Raw genomic sequence first — 19,418 nt, forward strand, 5'->3', positions numbered from 1 at the left:
AAGATCCCCCCATCCCCGAGGAGACCGCATGAACCTGGCCGACACCCACTCGCTGCAAGCGTCCTTTGCCGACCCCGAATGGTTGGCCGCCCACTGGATGCCCTTCACCGGCAACCGGCAGTTCAAAGCGGCCCCGCGACTGTTCACCGCTGCCTCGGGCACGCACTACACGACAGCGGATGGGCGTCAAATTTTTGACGGCCTCTCCGGCCTGTGGTGCTGCGGCCTGGGCCATGGCCGCCCTGAGCTGGTGGACGCGGTGGCGCGCCAGCTGGCGACGCTGGACTACTCACCCGCCTTCCAGTTCGGCCACCCGCTCTCGTTCGAGCTGGCCAACCAGATCGTGGCGCGCATGCCGAAGGATTCCGGCCTGAACCGGGTGTTCTTCACCGCCTCGGGCTCAGAGGCCGCCGACACCTCGCTGAAGATCGCCCGCGCTTATTGGCGCGCCCAGGGTCAGGCCAGCAAGACCCGCCTGATCGGCCGCGTCAAGGGCTACCACGGCGTGAACTTCGGCGGCATCTCGGTGGGGGGCATCGTCGGCAACCGCAAGACCTTTGGTCAGGGCATCGAGGCCGACCACCTGCCCCACACCCAGCCCCCCAGCGGCAGTTTTTTCAAAGGCATGCCGCCGACCGGCGCCGAGCTGGCCGACGAGCTTCTGAACCTGATTGCCCTGCACGACGCCAGCACCATCGCCGCCGTCATCGTCGAGCCCTTCTCCGGATCGGCCGGCGTGGTGATCCCGCCCGTGGGCTACTTGCAGCGCCTGCGCGAGATTTGCACGCAGCACAACATCCTCTTGATCTTTGACGAGGTCATCACCGGCTTTGGCCGCGCGGGGGCCTGGACGGGTGCAGAGGCCTTTGGTGTCACGCCCGATCTGCTCAACTTTGCCAAGCAGGTGTCCAACGGCGTGCAGCCGCTGGGCGGCGTGGTCGCCAAGCAAGAGATTTACGACAGCTTCATGCAGTCCGGCGGGCCGGACTACCTGCTGGAGCTGCCGCACGGCTACACCTACAGCGCCCACCCGGTGGCCTGCGCGGCGGCCCTGGCCACGCTGGCGGTGATGGAGCAGGAGCACACGCTCGACCAGGTGCGCACTCTGGCCCCGGCCTTCGAAGAGAAGGTGCACAACCTGCGCGGCGCCCGGCATGTGGCGGACATCCGCAACTACGGTCTCGCGGCCGGCTTGACTATCACCGCCCACCCCGGTGAACCGGCCCGCCGCCCCTTTGAGATCGCGATGTCCATGTTTAAAAAGGGCTTCTACGTGCGCTATGGCGGCGACACCATTCAGCTCGCGCCGCCCTTCATCAGCACCCCGGCCCAGCTCGACAGCCTGATCAACGCCCTGGGCGAATCCCTCTCGGAAGTGGCCTGACATGCCCCCCATCCAACACCTCATCAATGGCCAGTTGGTGGACGGCGGCAGCCGTCAATCTGATGTTTTCAACCCCGCCACCGGCCGCGTGAGCCGCCAGGTGCAACTGGCCGACGCCGTGACCGTGCAGCAGGCCATCGCGGCCGCACAGGCAGCTTTCCCGGCCTGGCGCAACACCCCGCCGCTCAAGCGCGCGCGGGTGATGAGCAAGCTCAAGGAACTCCTGGAAGCCAACGCCGAGCGCATCTGTCAGCTCATCACCGCCGAACACGGCAAGGTGCTGGCCGACGCCCTCGGGGAGCTGCAGCGCGGCATCGAGAACGTCGAATATGCGTCCTATGCACCCGAGCTGCTGAAAGGCGAGCACAGCCGAAACGTCGGCCCCGGCATCGACTCCTGGAGCGAGTTCCAGCCGCTCGGGGTGTGCGCCGGCATCACGCCGTTTAACTTCCCGGTCATGGTTCCGCTGTGGATGTGGCCCATGGCCGTGGCTTGCGGCAACACCTTTGTGCTCAAGCCCTCGGAGCGCGATCCCTCCTCCGCCCTCTTGGTGGCCGAGCTGGCCTTGGAAGCCGGTCTGCCGCCCGGCGTGCTGAACGTTGTCCACGGCGACAAGGAGGCGGTCGACGCGCTGCTGGATTCGCCGCACGTCAAGGCCGTGAGCTTCGTCGGCTCCACGCCGATTGCAGAGAGCATCTACCGCCACGGCAGCGCCTCCGGCAAACGCGTGCAAGCCCTGGGCGGCGCCAAGAACCACGCGGTGCTGATGCCCGATGCGGACTTGGACAACGCGGTGGCCGCTCTGATGGGCGCGGCCTTCGGCAGTTGTGGCGAGCGCTGCATGGCCGTGCCCCTGGTCGTGGCCGTGGGCCACGAGGTGGCCGACGCCGTGGTGGCCAAGCTGAAGGTGGAGATGGCCAAGATGACGGTCGGCCCGGGCGACACCGGCAACCCCGACATGGGCCCGCTGGTCACGCGCCAGCACCTTGAGAAGGTGCGCGGCTATGTCGATCAGGGCGTGGCAGAAGGCGCCGAGCTGGTGGTGGATGGCCGCGGCCTCCAGGTGCCAGGCCATGAGGACGGCTACTTCCTCGGCCCCTGCCTCTTTGACCATGTCAAGCGCGGCATGCGCATCTACCAAGAAGAAATCTTTGGCCCGGTGCTGGGCGTGGTGCGCGTGCACAGCCTGGCCGAGGCCATGGAGCTGATCGACAGCCACGAGTACGGCAACGGCACCTGCCTCTTCACCCGCGACGGGGAGGCGGCGCGCTACTTCACCGACCACATCCAGGTCGGCATGGTGGGCGTCAACGTGCCCCTGCCGGTGCCGGTGGCCTACCACTCCTTCGGCGGCTGGAAGCGCAGCCTCTTTGGCGATCTGCACGCCTACGGGCCGGACGCCGTGCGCTTTTATACCAAGCGCAAGACCATCACCCAGCGCTGGCCCAGCGGCGGGGTACGGGAGTCCGCGGTGTTCAGCTTCCCATCGAACAGCTGAGCCTCGCCTGAGCGGGCGGACCTTTCAAAGCTGAGCCAGCGGTTCGTCGGCCAGCGCGGGGTCCGCCTGGAGCAGCGCGATCAATTCCCCCATGCTGCGCTCCAGTTGCCGCGCGGACTCCGGTGTGAGGTCTTTCAGCGCCGCGGGCAACACACCCGCTGCCGGACCAGGCGCCTGCATCAGCAGGCGTTGCCCTTCAGGCGTCGCACGCAAGCGGACGAAGCGCTTGTCCTGAGCGTCGCGACGGGTCTCCACATAGCCGGCCGAATGCAAAAGCTTCACCATGCTGCTGGCATTGGGCTGGCGGATGCTGAGGGCGCGAGCCAATTCATTCACCCCCAAGTCAGGCCGCTGGTCGATGACGGCAAGTGCCCACAGTTGCGCACCGCCTATTCCAACTTCCCGTTCAACGGCTTGAAAGTGCGCTCGAACCGCCCGCAACACCACACGGAACTGACGCAGCAACCGCTCCGGGGTGTCGGTTTCCGATCCGTGGGGGACTGCCTTCACTGCTCATCCTTACAAACCAAGACGGGAATTGGAGATGCTGTGATCAGGGCGGGAATCAGGTTGCCAGACAACAAGCGCATGACGGCATTCTGCGGTGGCGCCCCCACCAAGATGTAGGCGCAGTGCCAGCGGCGCGCTTGCTCGACCACGAGGCTGGAAAGGTCGCCACCGCGTTGAACCGCCACATGGTGAAGGATACCCGCGTGATCCGCCGCCTCAGCCGCTTGGCGTAAACGCTCCGCCGCCTCCAAGCGCAATGCCGCATCGGTCGTCTCGCCCGACTCCACCATCAGGGTGAACGCATCGCCCATGGCCGAACCCAGCGCCGGCAGGGGCACGAAGAACACCAATTCGGCCGCAAGCGCCCCTGCCAGCGCCAGCCCTTGCTGGACGGCCGACGCACTCCAGGGCGTCAGTTCCAGCACCACCATCAGACGTTTGATCGTCACCTCAACTCTCCTTCACCGGGACGGCTCCGCCATAACGCAACGCAAAAGCGGCGACGGGCGGGCCAAGGGTTTCAAAAATCGCCACGGAGGCCAACACGATGGCCGCCACCGGACCGGCGTATTCGGGCATCAACCCCGTTGAGGTCTGCACAAGACCAATAGCCAGCCCCGCCATGGGCACCAATAACAAGCCCTGCCCGGTTGCGCTCCGATGCGACACGCCGTAGGCCCGTGACGCCAAGTACACCGTCACGAATTTGACCGCGGTCCGGGTCGCCACGAAAGCCATTGCCAGGGGCAGAACCTCCCACACTTGCATGAGGTTGATCTTGGCGCCGGCAAAGACAAAGAGGATGACAAAGAACACATCACCCCCCCCGCCGAATTCGATGCGGGTCAATCGTGTGCGCCCTTGCAGCCAGCGGCAGCCAATACCCAGGCACAGCCCCGCAAAGAGCCCGGACACCTCCAAGGCCTTCGCCAACCCCAAGGCCAGCGTGACTGCGCCCACCACCAAGGCGAATCGGTAGTGGCTGTCCGCGCTGCGAGTCAGCCGTGCAATCTGCGTGACCAACACCGACACCACAGCAGCAACCAATACCGCCCCGAGCAATTGATAGGCTGGCAGAGCCCAAGCGCCCACCACGTCAAATTGCGCCCCCAACAGGGCCACCGGCAACGCCAGGCTAAAAAACACAAACGACAACAGATTGTTGCCAGCCACCAGGGCCTTCGCCCCCTCAACGATGGTGCCCCGCGCATGGAGTTCCTCTGCCACATGCACCAGCACCGCAGGCGAAGACGAAACCGCCATCGAGGCCGCGAGAACCGCAACCCCCGCGCCAGCGCCAAACAGCATCAAGAGCGACCCAATCGCGATCGCCGTCGCCAAACTCTCCACCACGCTGGTGACCACCAAACGTCGATTTTTTAGCGTCCGCTGGGGGTGAAGGCTCCCGCCCAAGCGAAACAGAATCAGGCCCAGGGCGATGTCCACCAGGATGCGGGAATTCAGCAGCGCCTCTTTCGATAGGAGCCCGATGCCGCTGGGTCCGATAAGCAGACCCAGCGCCATGAATGCAGTGATCGAAGGTAGCCACCGTATCCGCGCCGCCAGGGTGCCGCCCAGCACGCCGAATGCGAGCAACAAGCCAAACACGATCAGAGGATTGGAGGCAGGCCACGCACCAGGCAAGACCTGCAGCACCAGAGGCAAAGCGTCATTCATTGGCGTCGCGCCTTCGCAAAGGCGAGAAAGTCATCCATCAGAGGTTCAGCACTCAGCCAATCCGAATGATCCGGATGGAACTCAGGGTGCCACTGCACGCCAACTACGGTGTCAACGCCCTTGCCACGTATGGCTTCCACAATGCCATCGTCCGGACACATGGCCTCCACCTGCAGGTCGCCTCCCAAGCGTGCAATGGCTTGATGATGCAAGCTGGTGACCTTGGCCGAGTGAACCTCCGGATACAGGGCGGCCAAACGACTGTCCGGTACGAGTTCGATGGCATGGTGCAGTTGGTCGTACTGCGCAGGGTCGTAGTGCGTAATGGCGTCCGGCCGCTGGGTAGAAAGATCCTGGTAGAGCGTGCCCCCGAAGGCCACGTTAATCAACTGGCAGCCGCGGCAGATGCCGAGCACCGGTCGCCCTCGCCGCAAAAACACCTCCAACAATTCGAGCTCATAGCGGTCCCGCACCGGGTCGCCTTCCCATTCCGGGCGCTGCGGCAGCTCGCCATAGCTTTGCGGGCTCATGTCGGCGCCGCCCTGCAAAACGAGTCCATCCAGCGCAGCGGCGTATTCGCCCAGCGCAATTTGGCGGCGTTCGACTTCCGCGCCTTGGCCCAGTGCCGGAATCATGAAGACAAGAGCCCCTCGCCCCAGCACCCAGTGCGCAATGCTTTGCTCCAGGTAATGCAAGGTCTTGTTACGAAAACCCAGCTCCCGTGGGGGCTGATGAAGCAAGCGCGCCGACAGTCCAATGCGCAGCGGTTCGGGTTTCATGCCTCGCTCCAAATCACGGTTTGTTCGCGCACCAACTCGCCCAAGTCACACCCGTGGGCATACAGGCGGCGCAAACGCCCCGCATCGTTGCCAATATCTAGCAGTTCGTGGCGCAAATGCTGGATGGCCCCTTCCGCACGGAGCTCCATCGCATGCACTTCCAAGCGAGCGAACAGGTCTTCGAGCTCCGTACGCAGGAGTCGATGCTCGCCAGTGCTCGGGTCCACATAGGTCGCTTCCGGCCCAAAGCGACAGGCTTGGAAACGATTGAAGGTGTAGACGAGATAGTCATCCTCCGAGAGCTCGAACGGCCGCTCGGTGCGAATCCAACGCGCCAAACATTGGATGAAACCGGCGATGGCCGCCGCCTTGCGGACAGTCAACGGGGTATCCATCACCCGCACTTCGATCGTGCCGTATTCCGGCTTGGGTCGAATGTCCCAATAGAAGTCCTTCATGCTCTTGACCACGCCGGTGCGGCGCATCTTCTGGAAGTATTCAGTGAACGCTTCCCAGCTCAAGACATAGGGCGCACGCCCCGACAGGGGAAAGGCAAAAACCGAGTTCAAGCGGGCCGAGTCGAACCCGGTATCCGCCCCTTGCACAAACGGAGACGACGACGACAGCGCAATAAGGTGCGGGATGTAGCGCGACAGCCCATGCAGCAGTTGCAGCCCCTGATCCGGGCCCGAACAACCGATATGCACATGCTGCCCAAACACCGTGAACTGCTTGGAGAGATAACCGTACAACTCCGATAGCTCCGCAAAACGCGGACGGTCAAAGATCTGACGGGCCGTCCAGTCCTGGAAGGGGTGCGTGCCCCCGCCACACAGCGCCACCTCCAGCCGTTTAGCACCCTGCTGGAGCGCGCCATGGATCTCCCGCAATTGGCTCAGGACATCGGCATGGTCTTCACAAATGCCAGTCGACAACTCGATCATGGAGCGCGTCATTTCCGGCTTGACTTCGCCCGGAATCGACACGCCTCTCATCTGCCGCAGCAGATCCACGGCCTGAGGCGTCAAGTTGTAGTCATGGGTGTTGACGATTTGGAGTTCCAACTCCACGCCCAAGGTCAGCGGCCGCGACTGGGAAAAGACCGGCAAGCTCATGCTTCACTCCGTTTGATTTCAACCGGGACCTCACCCGCTCGCCGCAGCCCCCAGCGGACAGCCAAGGGCCCCGTCAACTCCAGGATCGCCAGGGCGGACAGCACCACTGGCGCGATTTGCGCGCCCACGCTGGGTGCGGCCACCATCAACTCGTTGAGCAACAGCAAACAAGTGACTGACAGCGGCATAAGCGTGATGGCCAACGCCAACCCTTGCCGCTCTTTCAAACCGGACGGACGACGCAGGGCCAAAACGGCCAGCGTCTTGGCGGCCAAGCGCGCGGCCACCAAGGCGCACGCCATCCACCAGCCCGCCTGCAACGTGCCCACTGACCAGGCGGAGCCCACCACCACAAACATCATGAGCACCAACAGCCCCCCGGCCGTGCCGAAATGCTGCGGCCAAGGCCAGGCCCGGTCGCTGATGTTGCGCAGCAGGGCGCCGGCCAGCAACGGCACCAACAGCGTGGACGTTCCGACCAAGCGGGCCGAGTGGCTGACCAACAGAATCAGGGCCAGCACGAGCAACACGGTGTTCTCCTGCCGCAGGTTCATCCATTTCGTCACACCCGCAATCGCCAAGGCCAGGGCCGTCGCCAGCGCCAAGGCACTGGCCATGGACAGCGACAACTCACTCAGCGCAAGCCACGCGATAGGCGCCTGCCCCAAATGAATCATGCTGAGCAGCGGCACCATCAAGATCGCGGCGGCCAAGGTGCCCGTTGCCGCCAACACGGCCATGCGCTGCGCCACCTGGCCTTGCGCCCCCAGCTCGCGCGCCACACGCCCGGCCACCGCCACTGATGCCGGCAGCGTCGCCACCGCTGCAGCAGCGGCAGCCTGCACACCCACCCCCAGCCAATAAAGGACAGCAAAGCTCAGTCCAGCGGTCAGGCTGGCTTCAAGCACACACACCAGCAACATGGACCGATTGCTTGCGAGCCATCGCAAACGCAGTTGGGCCCCCACCTCAAACAGAAGCACCGCCGCTGCGCTGTCCACCACGCCGCGTGACCAGCCACTGAGGGGCAAGGCAACCCCATGCCCAGTCAGCGCCAACATGGCTCCGACCAGCGAATAACCCAACACACGCGGCAGGCCAGCGGTTCGCACCCCCACCTCGGCCCCCAAAGCACCCACCACCGCCAAGGCGGTCATGAGCCAGATCGAATCCGCTGGATTCATTCGATTCCCCTTCCGTGATCGTGCAACGGCTCCGTGAGCCCAAAAGTTTCACTTGCATATATACCTAGCAAATATATTGTCAATATGTTGATGCGCCACTCAGGATTTGCACGGGGTGGCCCCGGGGAACCGCCGGCTGGCCCTCGCCCCGAACCCACTCTTCATGCACCTGAACGGACAGCCTGTCGCACACCGCTCGCGGCCCCCGCCGCGTCGGCCTACGCTGCGCGCCTTCTTCACACAACAGGTGCGCCCATGCTGCAACTGGACAACCTCAGCCGCAGCTTTGACGGCGGCAAGACTTTTGCGGTCGACGGCGTGAGCCTGACCCTCCAGCCCGGCGTTCTGGGTTTGATCGGCCACAACGGCGCCGGCAAAACCACGTTGATGCAAATGCTCGCCACGCTGATCAAGCCCACGCGAGGTCGCCTCTTGCTGGAGGGACAGGACATCGTGGCCCAGCCCGAGGCCATGCGCCGCCGCCTGGGCTATTTGCCGCAGGACTTCGGCGTGTACGCCAACCTCACCGCCTTGGAGTTGCTGCAGTACTTCGCGGCCCTCAAGGGCGTCCGCGATCCGGCCCGGCTGCGGCGCCTGCTGGAGCAGGTCAACCTGCATGAACACGCCCACCGTCAAGCGGCGAGCTTTTCAGGCGGCATGCGCCAACGCTTGGGCATCGCGCAGGCGCTGCTGAACGACCCGGACGTGCTCGTGGTGGATGAACCCACGGCCGGACTGGACCCCGAAGAACGCCTGCGCTTTCGGCAGCTGCTCAGCGAAATTGGCTTTCGCAAGCTGGTGATCGTCTCCACGCACATCGTGTCGGACGTCGAAAACATGGCCACCCACCTCGCGATCCTGAATCGCGGGCGGCTGAGCGCCTATGAAACGCCCGACACCCTGCTGCAGCGGGCCAGCGGCCAGGTGTGGGCGGGCGAGCTCGACGCTGCGGACTACGAAGCTCGACGCGGGGCATGGCAGGTGCTGCACGCGCAACGCGACCGACAGGGCAGCGTGCGGGTCCGCGTCGCCCAGGCACACGCGCCCTTCGAGGGCGCCCAAACCAGCCCACCGAGCTTGGAAGAAGCGTTAATGGCGCTGCGCTACGCCCGACCCGAAGGGGTGGCTGCGTGACCGCCGCCCTGCACCGCCGGCATTCGCCCTTCGCCGCGTTGCTGCGGGCGGAGTTCTTGCTGCGCGTGCGGCGACCCGGCACCCTGATCGTGGCCCTGGCCGTGCTGGCGGTGACCTGGCTGATGATCGCCGACCCCGCCAGCGGCCTGACCTTGCTCGAGGCCAACAAACACCGCTTGGCCTACAGCAGCGGCACCTTGGCCTATGGCAGCGCCGCCATGGGCAGCGTGCTGCTGGGTTTAGCGGGCTTTTACCTGGCGCGGGGGCGCGTTCAAGAGGACTTGCGCAGCGGCATGGCCGGCGTGCTCGCGGCCTCGCCGGTCGACAACCAAACCTTGCTGCTGAGCCGCGCCCTGGGCGCTTTTGCCTACCTGATGGCCCTGGCCGGGGTGCTGCTGATGGGCACCTGGGCGCTGCATGCCCTTCGCGGTGAAGGCCCCTGGTTGCCTTGGGTGTACGTCGAGCACTACCTCTTGATGCTGGTGCCCCAGTTGCTGTGGACCGCCTGCTGCGCCACGCTTTTTGATGCCTGGGCGCCGCTGATGGGGCGACGAGGCGATGTCCTCTACTTTTTTGTGTGGACGGCACTCTTTGCCCTCATGCCACTGAACGAACACCTCCAGGGGCTGAATGCCAGTTTGCTGTTGGACTTCAGTGGCCTGGCCACCTCGGTGTTCGCATTGGCCCAGCAACTGGGCACCCCCCACATCGCGATTGGGGGCAATTCGTTTGACCCCAACCTACCCCTGCGGGCGTTCCCACCCGACCTGTGGACGCTGCCCATGGTGGCCTGGCGGCTGGGCGCGCTGGCCCTGGCCGCGCTGCCCCTGCTGCTGGCGTTGCCGCTGTTCCACCGCTACCGCCCGGACCGGGTTCGCGCCCGTAGCGCCGCCGCCGCGCACGGTCGCCTCGGCCGCGCGGTGGCGTGGAGCCTGAGCCCGTTCACCCGCGGTTTGGGCCGCCTCTTGCCGCTCGTCGGTCGCCTGCCCCTGGCCGGCGTGTGGGCCGAAGGCATGCTGAGCTTGATCAGCCAGCCCCTCGCCTTGGTGTGGCTGGTTGCCGCCTGGCTCGGAACCTCGGCCGTGCCCCCCGCGCACCTGGGCGCCGGGGTGGCCGCGGTTCTGGCGGGCTGGGCCCTGTGGGCCGCCGAATTGGGGGCGCGCGACACGCAGCAGGCCGGCACCCTAGCGCTCTCCACCAGCTTGCCCGGTGGCGCGCCGCGGCGGGTGCTCACCCGCTGGGCGGCCGCCACGTGGCTGGGGCTGGCGGGTTGCGCCACCGCCATCGCCCAGCAGCCAGCGCTGTTGACGCCATTGGCAGCCGGGCTGGCGGCGGCCAGTGCGGCGGCGCTGGTGTTGGGCCGGCTGAGCGGCGGCGGGCGGGCCTTCCTGGCGCTCTTTCTGTTTTGGCTGTTTGTGGCGGTTCAGGCCCCGCAGGTGGGCGCGCTGGATTGGCTGGGGTTCAACGGCGTGGCGCCGACCGCCATGCCAGCCTTCACCGCCCTGGTCGCTGTCATGGGTTTGACGGTGGGCTTGTGGCAGGCGCGCCGGCGCTAAACGCTGCGTGCCCAACCTCGACCCTCAATCCAGAGGTTTTGCAGTTCATCCTCGTCACGGCGCATTTGATCGCAGGCCCCGCGACACCCTGGCGCCCGCTCGGCACAGTCACGCCACTTCGAACCCCTGGGTCCTCACCATGAAAAGCTTCCGCGCCCCGCTCGTCCTGTTCGCCAGCCTCAGCCTGCTGCCGCTCGCGCAGGCGGCTGAAAAGGAATGGTCCATCAACGTGAAGCAGGAGACCAACGGCTTCAGCGTCCACGTGGGGGGCACCACTTCGGTGGGCCACTCGGCCCACCGCATCAAGGGCTCGGGCAAAGCGGTGGAAGTGGCCCGCGCGCTCTCGCCGTTCAGCCGCGTCAAGGTCAGCGGCCCGGTGGATGTGGTACTGGTGCAAGGCAACAGCGAGGGCGCTCAAGTGCGCGCCGACGACAACATCGAGTCGATGATCACCACCCAGGTCGAGGGCGACACACTGGTGGTTGGGGTCAAGCCCGGTGCGAGCTTTTCCACGCGCCAGGAGCTGCGGGTGACGGTGCAGTTCAAGCAGCTGCAAGCCCTGCACTTGAGCGCCTCCGGCGACGCTAAGCTGGACCGCTACAAGGGCGAGCGCCTGGAGCTGGACCTCAGCGGTTCGGGCGACTTGCAGATCGGCCAGCTCGACGTGCGCGAGCTCACCGCCCGCCTGCGGGGCTCGGGCGACGTGCAAGTGGCCGGAACGGCCGAGCGTCAAGACTGGCACTTGAGCGGCAGCGGCGATGTTGCAGCGGCGTCGCTGAGTGGCCAGAAGATCAAGGCGCGCCTGTCGGGCAGTGGTGATCTGGACGTGGGCGTGTGCCAAGAGCTGGAAGCCACCCTCAGCGGCAGCGGCGACCTGAGCTACGCCGGCCGCCCCCAAGTCAAGAGCCAGATCAGCGGCTCGGGCGAGATCAGCGCGCGCTAAACGTCGCCACGCAAAACGACGCAGAAAGGTCCCCCCATGTTCGGCTTCCTGGTCTGGTTGTTGCTGCTCTTCCTCTGCTGGCCGCTGGCGCTGCTGGCCCTGGTGGCGTGGCCCTTCGTGTGGCTGCTCTCGCTCCCCTTCCGGCTGATCGGCATCACCTTTGAAGCCGCCTTCGCCTTGCTGCGCGCCGTGCTGATGCTGCCGGCCCGGATCCTGGGGCGCTGAACCGTTCCAGCCCACGGGCTCGACCCGGCCATTGCGCGCCGGGTCGATCCAGGTCAAGGGCAAGGGGGATGAAGGTCGCCATCATGGCGGACATGAAACGCACCCTCTTCACGGTGGTGACGGCCACCCTCAGCCTGACCCTCGGGCTCGCCCAGGCCGCGCAAGACAGCCCGAGCGCCCCACATGCCACCGCGCTCTTCCAGCAGCACTGCGCCAGCTGCCACGGCGCCCAGCGCACCGGCAGCATGGGCCCGGCCCTGCTGCCCGAATCACTGGCCCGATTGCGCCCCGCCGAGGCGCGCAAAACCATTGCGGAGGGCCGCCCGGCCACCCAGATGCCGGCATTTCAGGCCAGCCTCTCACCCGCGGACATTCAGGCGCTGACCGAGCTGATTTACCAGCCCATGCGCCCCACGCCGGCGTGGACGGAGCTGGACATCCAGGCCTCGCGCGTTCAGCACACCGACGCCCGCAAGCTGCCCAACAAGCCGCAGTGGAAGGCCGACCCGATGAACCTGTTCATCGTCGTCGAGGGCGGCGACCACCACGTCAGCCTGCTGGATGGCGACCGCTTTGAGCGCATTCACCGCTTTCCTACCCGCTACGCGCTGCACGGCGGCCCCAAGTTCAGCCCCGACGGGCGATTTGTCTACTTCGGATCACGTGACGGTTGGATCAGCAAGTACGACCTCTGGAATCTCAAGCTGGTGGCCGAGGTGCGCGCCGGGCTGAACATGCGCAACGTGGCGGTGAGCAGCGACGGGCGCTGGGTCATCGCCGCCAACTACCTGCCGCACAGCGTCGTGCTGTTTGACCACGACCTGAAACTGGTGCAAACCCATGCGGCGCGCAGCGGCGTGGAGAGCTCGCGCGTCTCCGCTGTCTACGACGCCGCGCCGCGCCAGAGCTTTGTCGTCGCCCTCAAAGACGTGCCCGAGCTGTGGGAGATCTCCTACGCCGGCAAGAAGGCGCCGGCCGCGCCGCGTCGCATTCAGCTGGAAGAGCCGCTGGACGACTTCTTCTTCGACCCGGCCTACCGCCACGCCCTGGGCGCCAGCCGCCCGCAAGGCGACGGTCAGGCCACGGCGCAGGTGGTGGACCTGGACGCCGGCCGCAAGGTCGCCAACCTGCCCATTGCCGGCATGCCGCACCTGGGCTCGGGCATCACCTTTGACTACCAAGGCCGCCGCGTACTGGCCAGCCCCAACCTCAAAGATGGCGCCATTGACGTCATCGACCTCACCAACTGGCAGACCGTCAAAACCATCGCGACGCCGGGCCCGGGTTTCTTCATGCGCAGCCACGAAAAAACCCCCTATGCCTGGGTCGACTCCATGATGGCGCCCAAGGCCAAGGACCGGCTCACCGTCATCGACAAGCGCACGCTGCAGGTGGTGGCCGAGGTGCGCGAGCCTGGCAAAACTCTGGCCCACATCGAGTTCACCCGAGACGGCCAATACGCCCTGGCCAGCCTGTGGGAGATGGACGGCGCCCTGATCGTCTATGACGCGGCCACCTTCAAGGAAGTCAAGCGCCTGCCCATGAGCAAACCCGTGGGCAAGTACAACCTGCACAACAAGCTCACGCGCAGCGAGGGCACCTCGCATTGATCGCCGGTCGTACGCCGGAGGTGCCGGCTCCATAGGGCGCCCCTCCGAGGTGGACACGGAAGCGGCGGTGTACAGTTTCTCGGCCTGCGGCGCGTGCCCTCTTGGTGCAGCCGTCCATCATCCTTCGAGGAGCGACCCCATGCGCAGTTGGGTTTTGGCGTTCATCGTTGCGGCCCCGGGGTTCGCGCCGCCGGTGGCGGGCGCTACGCTCACGGTAAAGGCGGGCGTTGTGGAAGGCCTACCGGGCTACGAGTTGAAAGACGGTGAACTCCGCATCGAAGAGGAGTTCAAGCGCAAGCTGTTCGACTGTGTGGCGAAGACCTTGGACGCCCGGTTTGTTTGGCAGGCCTTGCCCACACGCCGTTTGATTCAAATGGTGGTGGAACGCCAACTCGACGTGGCCTTCCCGATGGGTTTTAGCGAAGAGCGCGCCGCCCGCATGTTGCAAAGCCAGCCGCTGTGGGACAACCCAGACCTGTGGTTGTCCCTGCGCCCCATCAATCCCGCCGACAAGAGTTTGCGCGTGGCTGCCCGCCTGGGCTCACCGCAGGAGGCCGAACAAACGGCGGCGGGCTACGCCCGCGTGGTGGGCGCCAACACCTACGAAGAGTTGGGCAAGACTTTGCGTCTGAATCTGGTCGATGCCGTGGTGGTACCCCGATCCATCTACGAGGAACTGAAACCCGTTTGGCCCGAGGGCGTCTCCCCCACCCTGGGTAAAACGCGCTCCACTGGCTTCTATTTGAGTCCACAGGACCCCAAGGGCTTGGCCACGCCGCTCAATCGCGCTATCGAGCACTGCCGCGCCAACCCGAAGTAGGGGCAAAGATCCGCGATGGGTCACAGGGTCACTGGCCCGGGACGATGCCCCTGCCTCAGGAGGCCGGAGCGGAGCGGGGCACTGGCACCCGCAAGCGCACCCGCTTGGAAAGCCCGACCTCGGCCTCCATCGACTCCACGGTCTCTGGTGCCGTCACCGTCGCGCGTGGGCTCGCCGGGCTCAAGCTCACCCGCTCGGGGGCCGTGGCGCCTTGGCGCCAGACCAGCAAGTCCAGGCTGGTGATCAGCGCCGCGTGCGCCGGCGGGTGATCCAGCGTGACGTCCAGACCTTCGGGCAGGGCGCGCGTGCGGGCCACGAAGTCGCGGGCCTCGACGCGCACCCGCAGCCAAGGCGCTTGCGCGGGCAGGGCCACCTCGCGGCGCAGGAGCGCCCGCTGGCCATCGGCGAACGCCAACTCCACTTCGGCCGGGGCGGTCGAAAACTGCGCACGGGTGGGCGCGGGGATGACGTGGTGCAGCGGGTCCAGCGGGTCCAGCGGGGGGCTCCATGCACCCCCTTGGAAACGGAAGCGCAGCCCCATCAGTTCGGCCGGCTGGGTGCAGCCCGTCACGCGCAGGTCCAACGAGCGGGCGAGGTTGAACGAGGAGAGCTCCGTGATCAAGGCGCAGCCGCGGGCCGCCGCAGCGCTGCCGGCCAGCAAGCGGGCTTCCAGCGCTTGGTCGGCGTCGATCAAGCGCTTGAACGCGTCGCGGTAGCGGCCACTGGTGTCCAACGCCCGCAGCCGCAGGTGGATGTGGTGGTGGTGCGAAGTGGCCCAGCCCTCGTACGGGCTGGAGGCAAACACCGCGCCCAGCGCCTCCACCAAGGCCGGCGTCACCCCATGCCGACGCTGCGCCGCCCACTGACGGGCTTGGACCAGCACGGCCGCGCGCACCTCGGCGTCGATGCCAATGGCCTCCACCCACTCCCCGCCGAACTGGGCGCGGTCCATGCGCAGCAGCTCCAGCAGGAAGAAGGTTTGGCGCGGCGTGTCCAGCCGGTCCGCAGGGCCAGTGCACTGGCGGGCTTCGAGCAGCTTGCCTTCAGCGCCCACCTTGTGGTGCTCGGTGCAGGCCGCGTAGTCCGGCGTTTCGACTTGGCCTTTTTCGCTGCTGAGGTAGTAGCCCAGGTCCAGGTTCCAGCCGCCATCGTGCGAATTGCCCGGGTGACGGCCCCGCGCGCCCTCCGCCTCCATCTTGAGCGGGGTATCACCGTTCTCGCTGGCCAGATCGAACACCGGGTACGGCAGGGGCGCCGCCCCCAGGACCTCGTGCGTGCGCCGGCTGGCCAGCCGCACCAAGGCCAGGGCCGGACGGGTGACCCAGCGGTACGCCGGGTCGCCATCGGCCCCACCCGCCTGGTCTTCAGCCAGAACGCGATAGCCTGAACCCGCCCCGGCGGGTTCGTGCCAGTGAAAGAGCTGCGCCGGCACGCCCTGCTCGTAGCGGTTGCGTCCGTCGTTGGCAAAGCCCGGGGTCGCCAGCCACATCAGCAAGGCAGCAACGCCCACGTGTCGGGTAGAAACCGAGAAAACGAGTCGTTTTTTCATGAGCGGCATTGTGCAGAGACGAAGGCCCGGCACCGCTGCGCATCGGCCACACTCGGGCCAACCCTAAACTGCGGGCTTCCGCCCGCAAGCCCCGGTGCTCACAAGGCGCCGCTCGGCCCTGGGTTTTCTTGCCTTTTCCGCCATGAACCATTCCCACGCAGAACACAAGGCGCTGGCCCAATACCGTCCCACCCACAAGGTGCGTTTCGTGACGGCGGCCAGTCTGTTCGACGGCCACGACGCCGCCATCAACATCATGCGGCGCATCCTGCAAAGCATGGGGGCGGAGGTGATCCACCTCGGTCACAACCGCTCGGTGGATGAGGTCGTCACGGCCGCCCTGCAGGAAGATGCTCAGGGCATTGCGGTGAGCTCTTACCAAGGCGGGCACGTCGAGTACTTCAAGTACATGGTGCAGCTGCTCAAAGAGCGCGGCGGCGAGCACATCCAAGTCTTTGGCGGCGGCGGCGGCGTGATCGTGCCGGCCGAAATCAAAGACCTAGCCGCCCACGGCGTGCGCATCTTCAGCCCCGAGGACGGGCAGCGCATGGGCCTGCAGGGCATGATCGGCGAGATGGTGATGCGCTGCGACCGGGACCTGTCGCCTTATGCCCCCACCGCCGTCTCTGCCCTCCAGGGCCACACCGAGGCCGCTTGGCGCTCGCTGGCTCAGGCGCTGACTGCCCTCGAAAACCAAGCGGCCGATGCCGGCTTTAAGGCCGCGCTGCACGAGGCCGCCAAAGCGAGCACCGCCCCGGTGCTGGGCATCACCGGCACCGGCGGCGCGGGCAAGAGCTCGCTGACCGACGAGCTGATCCGCCGCCTGCGCCTGGACCAAGACGACCGCCTGCGCGTCGCGCTGATTTCGATCGACCCCTCGCGCCGCAAGAGCGGTGGCGCGCTGCTGGGCGACCGCATCCGCATGAACGCGACCGGCCCGTGGCAGAACGGTTCACGTGTCTTCATGCGCAGCTTGGCCACGCGCGACTACGGCAGTGAGATCAGCCAGGCGCTGCCGGACTGCATCGCCGCCGCCAAGGCCGCGGGCTTTGATCTGGTCATCGTCGAGACCTCGGGCATTGGCCAGGGCGACGCCGCCATCGTGCCGCTGGTGGACGTGCCCCTGTACGTCATGACGCCCGAGTTCGGCGCCGCCAGCCAGCTCGAAAAGATCGACATGCTGGACTTCGCCCAGTTCGTCGCCATCAACAAGTTCGACCGCAAGGGCGCGCAGGACGCGCTGCGCGACGTGGCCAAACAGGTGCAGCGCAACCGCGAGGCCTTCACGGTGATGCCCGACCAGATGCCGGTCTTCGGCACCATGGCCAGCCGCTTCAACGACGACGGCGTGACCGCGCTCTACCAAGCGCTCAAGCCCGTGCTGGTCGAGAAAGGTCTGCAACTCGATGCCGGGCGCCTCCCGCTGGTGGCCACACGCCACAGCACCCACCAAGTGCCCATCGTGCCGGCCGCGCGCACGCGCTACCTGGCCGAGATCGCCGACACCGTGCGCGGCTACAAGGCCCGCGCCCGCAGCCAAGCCAAGCTGGCGCGCGAAGTGCAACAACTGCGCGCCTCGCAAGCCATGCTCAAAGCCTGCCAGCACGAGGTGCCTGCCACGCTGGAAGCCCTGGCCCAGGAACGGGAAGAGCGCCTGCTGCCCGAATCGCGCAAGCTGCTGCAGCAGTGGCCGGACATGGTCAAGGCCTACGCGGGCGACGAGTACGTCGTGAAGATCCGCGATAAAGAGATCCGCACCCAGCTCGTGCAGCAGTCGCTCTCCGGCACCAAGATCCGCAAGGTCGTGCTGCCCACCTACGAGGACCAGGGCGAACTCTTGAAGTGGCTGATGCTGGACAACGTGCCCGGCAGCTTCCCCTACACGGCCGGCGTGTTCGCCTTCAAGCGCGAGGGCGAAGACCCGACCCGCATGTTCGCGGGCGAAGGCGATGCCTTCCGCACCAACCGCCGCTTCAAGTTGGTCAGCGAAGGCATGCCCGCCAAGCGCCTCTCCACGGCGTTCGACTCGGTCACGCTCTACGGTGCCGACCCAGCCCCGCGCCCCGACATCTACGGCAAGGTGGGCAACTCGGGTGTGAGCATCGCCACGCTGGACGACATGAAGGTGCTCTACAGCGGCTTTGACCTCTGCAACCCCTCGACCAGCGTCTCGATGACCATCAACGGGCCCGCGCCCACGATCCTGGCGATGTTCATGAACACCGCCATCGATCAGCAGTTGGACAAGTTCAAGCTTGATAACGGCCGCGAGCCCACCGACACCGAAGCCGCCAAGATCAAAGAGTGGGTGCTGGCCAACGTGCGCGGCACCGTGCAGGCCGACATCCTCAAAGAAGACCAGGGCCAAAACACCTGCATCTTCTCGACCGAGTTCAGCCTCAAGGTCATGGGCGACATCGCGAGCTACTTTGTGCACCACAACGTGCGCAACTTCTACTCGGTGTCCATCAGCGGCTATCACATCGCCGAGGCCGGCGCCAACCCCATCTCGCAGCTGGCCTTCACGCTCAGCAACGGCTTCACCTTTGTGGAGGCGTATCTCGCGCGCGGCATGCACATCGATGACTTTGCGCCCAACCTGAGCTTTTTCTTCAGCAACGGCATGGACCCCGAGTACACCGTGCTCGGCCGCGTGGCGCGCCGCATTTGGGCCACCACGATGCGCGACAAGTACGGCGCCAACGAGCGCAGCCAGAAGCTCAAGTACCACATCCAGACTTCGGGCCGTTCGCTGCACGCGCAAGAGATCGCCTTCAACGACATCCGCACCACGCTGCAAGCGCTGATCGCGATCTACGACAACTGCAACTCGCTGCACACCAACGCCTACGACGAGGCCATCACCACCCCGACCGAAGAGAGCGTGCGCCGCGCCATGGCCATCCAGCTCATCATCAACCGCGAGTGGGGCCTGGCCAAGAACGAGAACCCCAACCAGGGCGCCTTCATCATTGACGAGCTCACCGAGCTCGTCGAAGAGGCCGTGCTGACCGAGTTCGAAAAGATCGCCGACCGCGGCGGCGTGCTCGGCGCCATGGAGACGGGCTACCAGCGCAGCAAGATTCAAGAAGAATCGATGCACTACGAGATGCTCAAACACACGGGCGAGTACCCCATCATCGGCGTCAACACCTTCCGCAACCCGGCGGGCGACCCCGTACCCGAGAGCATCGAACTGGCCCGCTCCACCGACGAGGAAAAGCAAAGCCAGCTTCAGCGCCTGGCGGACTTCCAAGCCCGCAACACCGCGCAGAGCGGCGCCATGCTCAAGCGCCTGCAGCAGGCCGTGATCGACAACAGCAACGTGTTCGAAGTCCTGATGGACGCCGTGCGCGTCTGCTCGCTGGGCCAAGTCACGTCGGCCCTGTTCGAGGTGGGCGGGCAGTACCGGCGCAGCATGTAAGCACACGCCA

16 protein-coding genes are annotated in these 19,418 nt (G+C 66.0%); 9 read left to right on the forward strand and 7 right to left on the reverse strand.

The window, feature by feature from the left end:
• Positions 1–28 precede the first annotated feature (28 nt).
• Entirely contained in the window at positions 29–1,384 is a 1,356-nt protein-coding gene (aptA, locus tag I7X43_RS01375) for an omega-aminotransferase AptA (RefSeq protein ID WP_198099096.1), read from the forward strand.
• Between the two features lies 1 nt (position 1,385).
• The gene (locus I7X43_RS01380) at positions 1,386–2,882 is read left to right on the forward strand and encodes a CoA-acylating methylmalonate-semialdehyde dehydrogenase (protein WP_198099097.1); all 1,497 of its coding nucleotides are present in this window, start codon (positions 1,386–1,388) and stop codon (positions 2,880–2,882) included.
• A gap of 24 nt (positions 2,883–2,906) precedes the next feature.
• On the opposite strand, the gene I7X43_RS01385 is transcribed toward I7X43_RS01380, so the two are convergent.
• From I7X43_RS01385 to I7X43_RS01410, 6 genes are read right to left on the reverse strand one after another with little or no spacing between them, the layout of a single operon-like run.
• A complete protein-coding gene (locus I7X43_RS01385; RefSeq protein ID WP_198099098.1) occupies positions 2,907–3,392 on the reverse strand; it encodes a MarR family winged helix-turn-helix transcriptional regulator in 486 nt (161 codons plus the stop codon).
• On the reverse strand, positions 3,389–3,841 hold the full coding sequence (locus tag I7X43_RS01390) for a universal stress protein (protein WP_198099099.1): 453 nt from the start codon (positions 3,839–3,841) through the stop codon (positions 3,389–3,391). The genes I7X43_RS01385 and I7X43_RS01390 overlap by 4 nt, the downstream gene beginning before the upstream one ends.
• 1 nt (position 3,842) lies before the next feature.
• Positions 3,843–5,069 carry a cation:proton antiporter gene (locus I7X43_RS01395; protein WP_198099100.1) on the reverse strand — a complete coding sequence of 409 codons (1,227 nt, stop codon included), beginning with the start codon at positions 5,067–5,069 and terminating at the stop codon, positions 3,843–3,845.
• Positions 5,066–5,848, reverse strand: a complete 783-nt coding sequence (locus I7X43_RS01400; RefSeq protein WP_198099101.1) for a gamma-glutamyl-gamma-aminobutyrate hydrolase family protein — start codon at positions 5,846–5,848, stop codon at positions 5,066–5,068. The genes I7X43_RS01395 and I7X43_RS01400 overlap by 4 nt, the downstream gene beginning before the upstream one ends.
• A complete protein-coding gene (locus I7X43_RS01405; RefSeq protein ID WP_198099102.1) occupies positions 5,845–6,963 on the reverse strand; it encodes a YbdK family carboxylate-amine ligase in 1,119 nt (372 codons plus the stop codon). Before I7X43_RS01405 ends, I7X43_RS01400 begins: the two co-directional genes overlap by 4 nt.
• Positions 6,960–8,147 carry a cation:proton antiporter gene (locus I7X43_RS01410; protein WP_198099103.1) on the reverse strand — a complete coding sequence of 396 codons (1,188 nt, stop codon included), beginning with the start codon at positions 8,145–8,147 and terminating at the stop codon, positions 6,960–6,962. Before I7X43_RS01410 ends, I7X43_RS01405 begins: the two co-directional genes overlap by 4 nt.
• A 255-nt stretch (positions 8,148–8,402) precedes the next feature.
• On the opposite strand from I7X43_RS01410, the gene I7X43_RS01415 reads away from it, so the two are divergent.
• The 6 genes from I7X43_RS01415 (at position 8,403) to I7X43_RS01440 (ending at position 14,435) form a co-directional block, all read left to right on the forward strand.
• The gene (locus I7X43_RS01415; protein ID WP_198099104.1) at positions 8,403–9,281 is read left to right on the forward strand and encodes an ABC transporter ATP-binding protein; all 879 of its coding nucleotides are present in this window, start codon (positions 8,403–8,405) and stop codon (positions 9,279–9,281) included.
• Positions 9,278–10,837, forward strand: a complete 1,560-nt coding sequence (locus I7X43_RS01420) for an ABC transporter permease (protein WP_198099105.1) — start codon at positions 9,278–9,280, stop codon at positions 10,835–10,837. The genes I7X43_RS01415 and I7X43_RS01420 overlap by 4 nt, the downstream gene beginning before the upstream one ends.
• Before the next feature lie 139 nt (positions 10,838–10,976).
• Positions 10,977–11,780: a head GIN domain-containing protein gene (locus tag I7X43_RS01425; protein WP_198099106.1), complete on the forward strand. Its 804-nt coding sequence runs from the start codon at positions 10,977–10,979 to the stop codon at positions 11,778–11,780.
• 36 nt (positions 11,781–11,816) lie between these two features.
• Entirely contained in the window at positions 11,817–12,005 is a 189-nt protein-coding gene (locus I7X43_RS01430; protein WP_198099107.1) for a hypothetical protein, read from the forward strand.
• Positions 12,006–12,097: 92 nt separating this feature from the next.
• Positions 12,098–13,615, forward strand: a complete 1,518-nt coding sequence (locus I7X43_RS01435; RefSeq protein WP_198099108.1) for a nitrite reductase — start codon at positions 12,098–12,100, stop codon at positions 13,613–13,615.
• Positions 13,616–13,754: 139 nt separating this feature from the next.
• Entirely contained in the window at positions 13,755–14,435 is a 681-nt protein-coding gene (locus I7X43_RS01440) for a substrate-binding periplasmic protein (RefSeq protein WP_198099109.1), read from the forward strand.
• 55 nt (positions 14,436–14,490) lie between these two features.
• On the opposite strand, the gene I7X43_RS01445 is transcribed toward I7X43_RS01440, so the two are convergent.
• Entirely contained in the window at positions 14,491–15,984 is a 1,494-nt protein-coding gene (locus I7X43_RS01445) for a hypothetical protein (protein ID WP_198099110.1), read from the reverse strand.
• A 142-nt stretch (positions 15,985–16,126) separates the two neighbouring features.
• Here I7X43_RS01445 and icmF point away from each other — a divergent pair, with 142 nt between their 5' ends.
• On the forward strand, positions 16,127–19,408 hold the full coding sequence (gene icmF, locus I7X43_RS01450) for a fused isobutyryl-CoA mutase/GTPase IcmF (protein WP_198099111.1): 3,282 nt from the start codon (positions 16,127–16,129) through the stop codon (positions 19,406–19,408).
• Positions 19,409–19,418 lie beyond the last annotated feature (10 nt).

It is taken from the genome of Inhella gelatinilytica, assembly GCF_016093295.1.
Classification (GTDB): Bacteria; Pseudomonadota; Gammaproteobacteria; order Burkholderiales; family Burkholderiaceae_C; genus Inhella; species Inhella gelatinilytica.

Bases quoted from the DNA above. Each gene is read 5' to 3' on its own strand.
- aptA (WP_198099096.1), top strand. From the start codon at position 29: ATGAACCTGGCCGACACCCACTCGCTGCAAGCGTCCTTTGCCGACCCC.
- I7X43_RS01410 (WP_198099103.1), bottom strand. From the start codon at position 8,147: ATGAATCCAGCGGATTCGATCTGGCTCATGACCGCCTTGGCGGTGGTG.
- I7X43_RS01445 (WP_198099110.1), bottom strand. From the start codon at position 15,984: ATGAAAAAACGACTCGTTTTCTCGGTTTCTACCCGACACGTGGGCGTT.
- I7X43_RS01415 (WP_198099104.1), top strand. From the start codon at position 8,403: ATGCTGCAACTGGACAACCTCAGCCGCAGCTTTGACGGCGGCAAGACT.
- I7X43_RS01435 (WP_198099108.1), top strand. From the start codon at position 12,098: ATGAAACGCACCCTCTTCACGGTGGTGACGGCCACCCTCAGCCTGACC.
- I7X43_RS01395 (WP_198099100.1), bottom strand. From the start codon at position 5,069: ATGAATGACGCTTTGCCTCTGGTGCTGCAGGTCTTGCCTGGTGCGTGG.
- I7X43_RS01425 (WP_198099106.1), top strand. From the start codon at position 10,977: ATGAAAAGCTTCCGCGCCCCGCTCGTCCTGTTCGCCAGCCTCAGCCTG.
- I7X43_RS01400 (WP_198099101.1), bottom strand. From the start codon at position 5,848: ATGAAACCCGAACCGCTGCGCATTGGACTGTCGGCGCGCTTGCTTCAT.
- icmF (WP_198099111.1), top strand. From the start codon at position 16,127: ATGAACCATTCCCACGCAGAACACAAGGCGCTGGCCCAATACCGTCCC.
- I7X43_RS01380 (WP_198099097.1), top strand. From the start codon at position 1,386: ATGCCCCCCATCCAACACCTCATCAATGGCCAGTTGGTGGACGGCGGC.
- I7X43_RS01430 (WP_198099107.1), top strand. From the start codon at position 11,817: ATGTTCGGCTTCCTGGTCTGGTTGTTGCTGCTCTTCCTCTGCTGGCCG.
- I7X43_RS01440 (WP_198099109.1), top strand. From the start codon at position 13,755: ATGCGCAGTTGGGTTTTGGCGTTCATCGTTGCGGCCCCGGGGTTCGCG.
- I7X43_RS01405 (WP_198099102.1), bottom strand. From the start codon at position 6,963: ATGAGCTTGCCGGTCTTTTCCCAGTCGCGGCCGCTGACCTTGGGCGTG.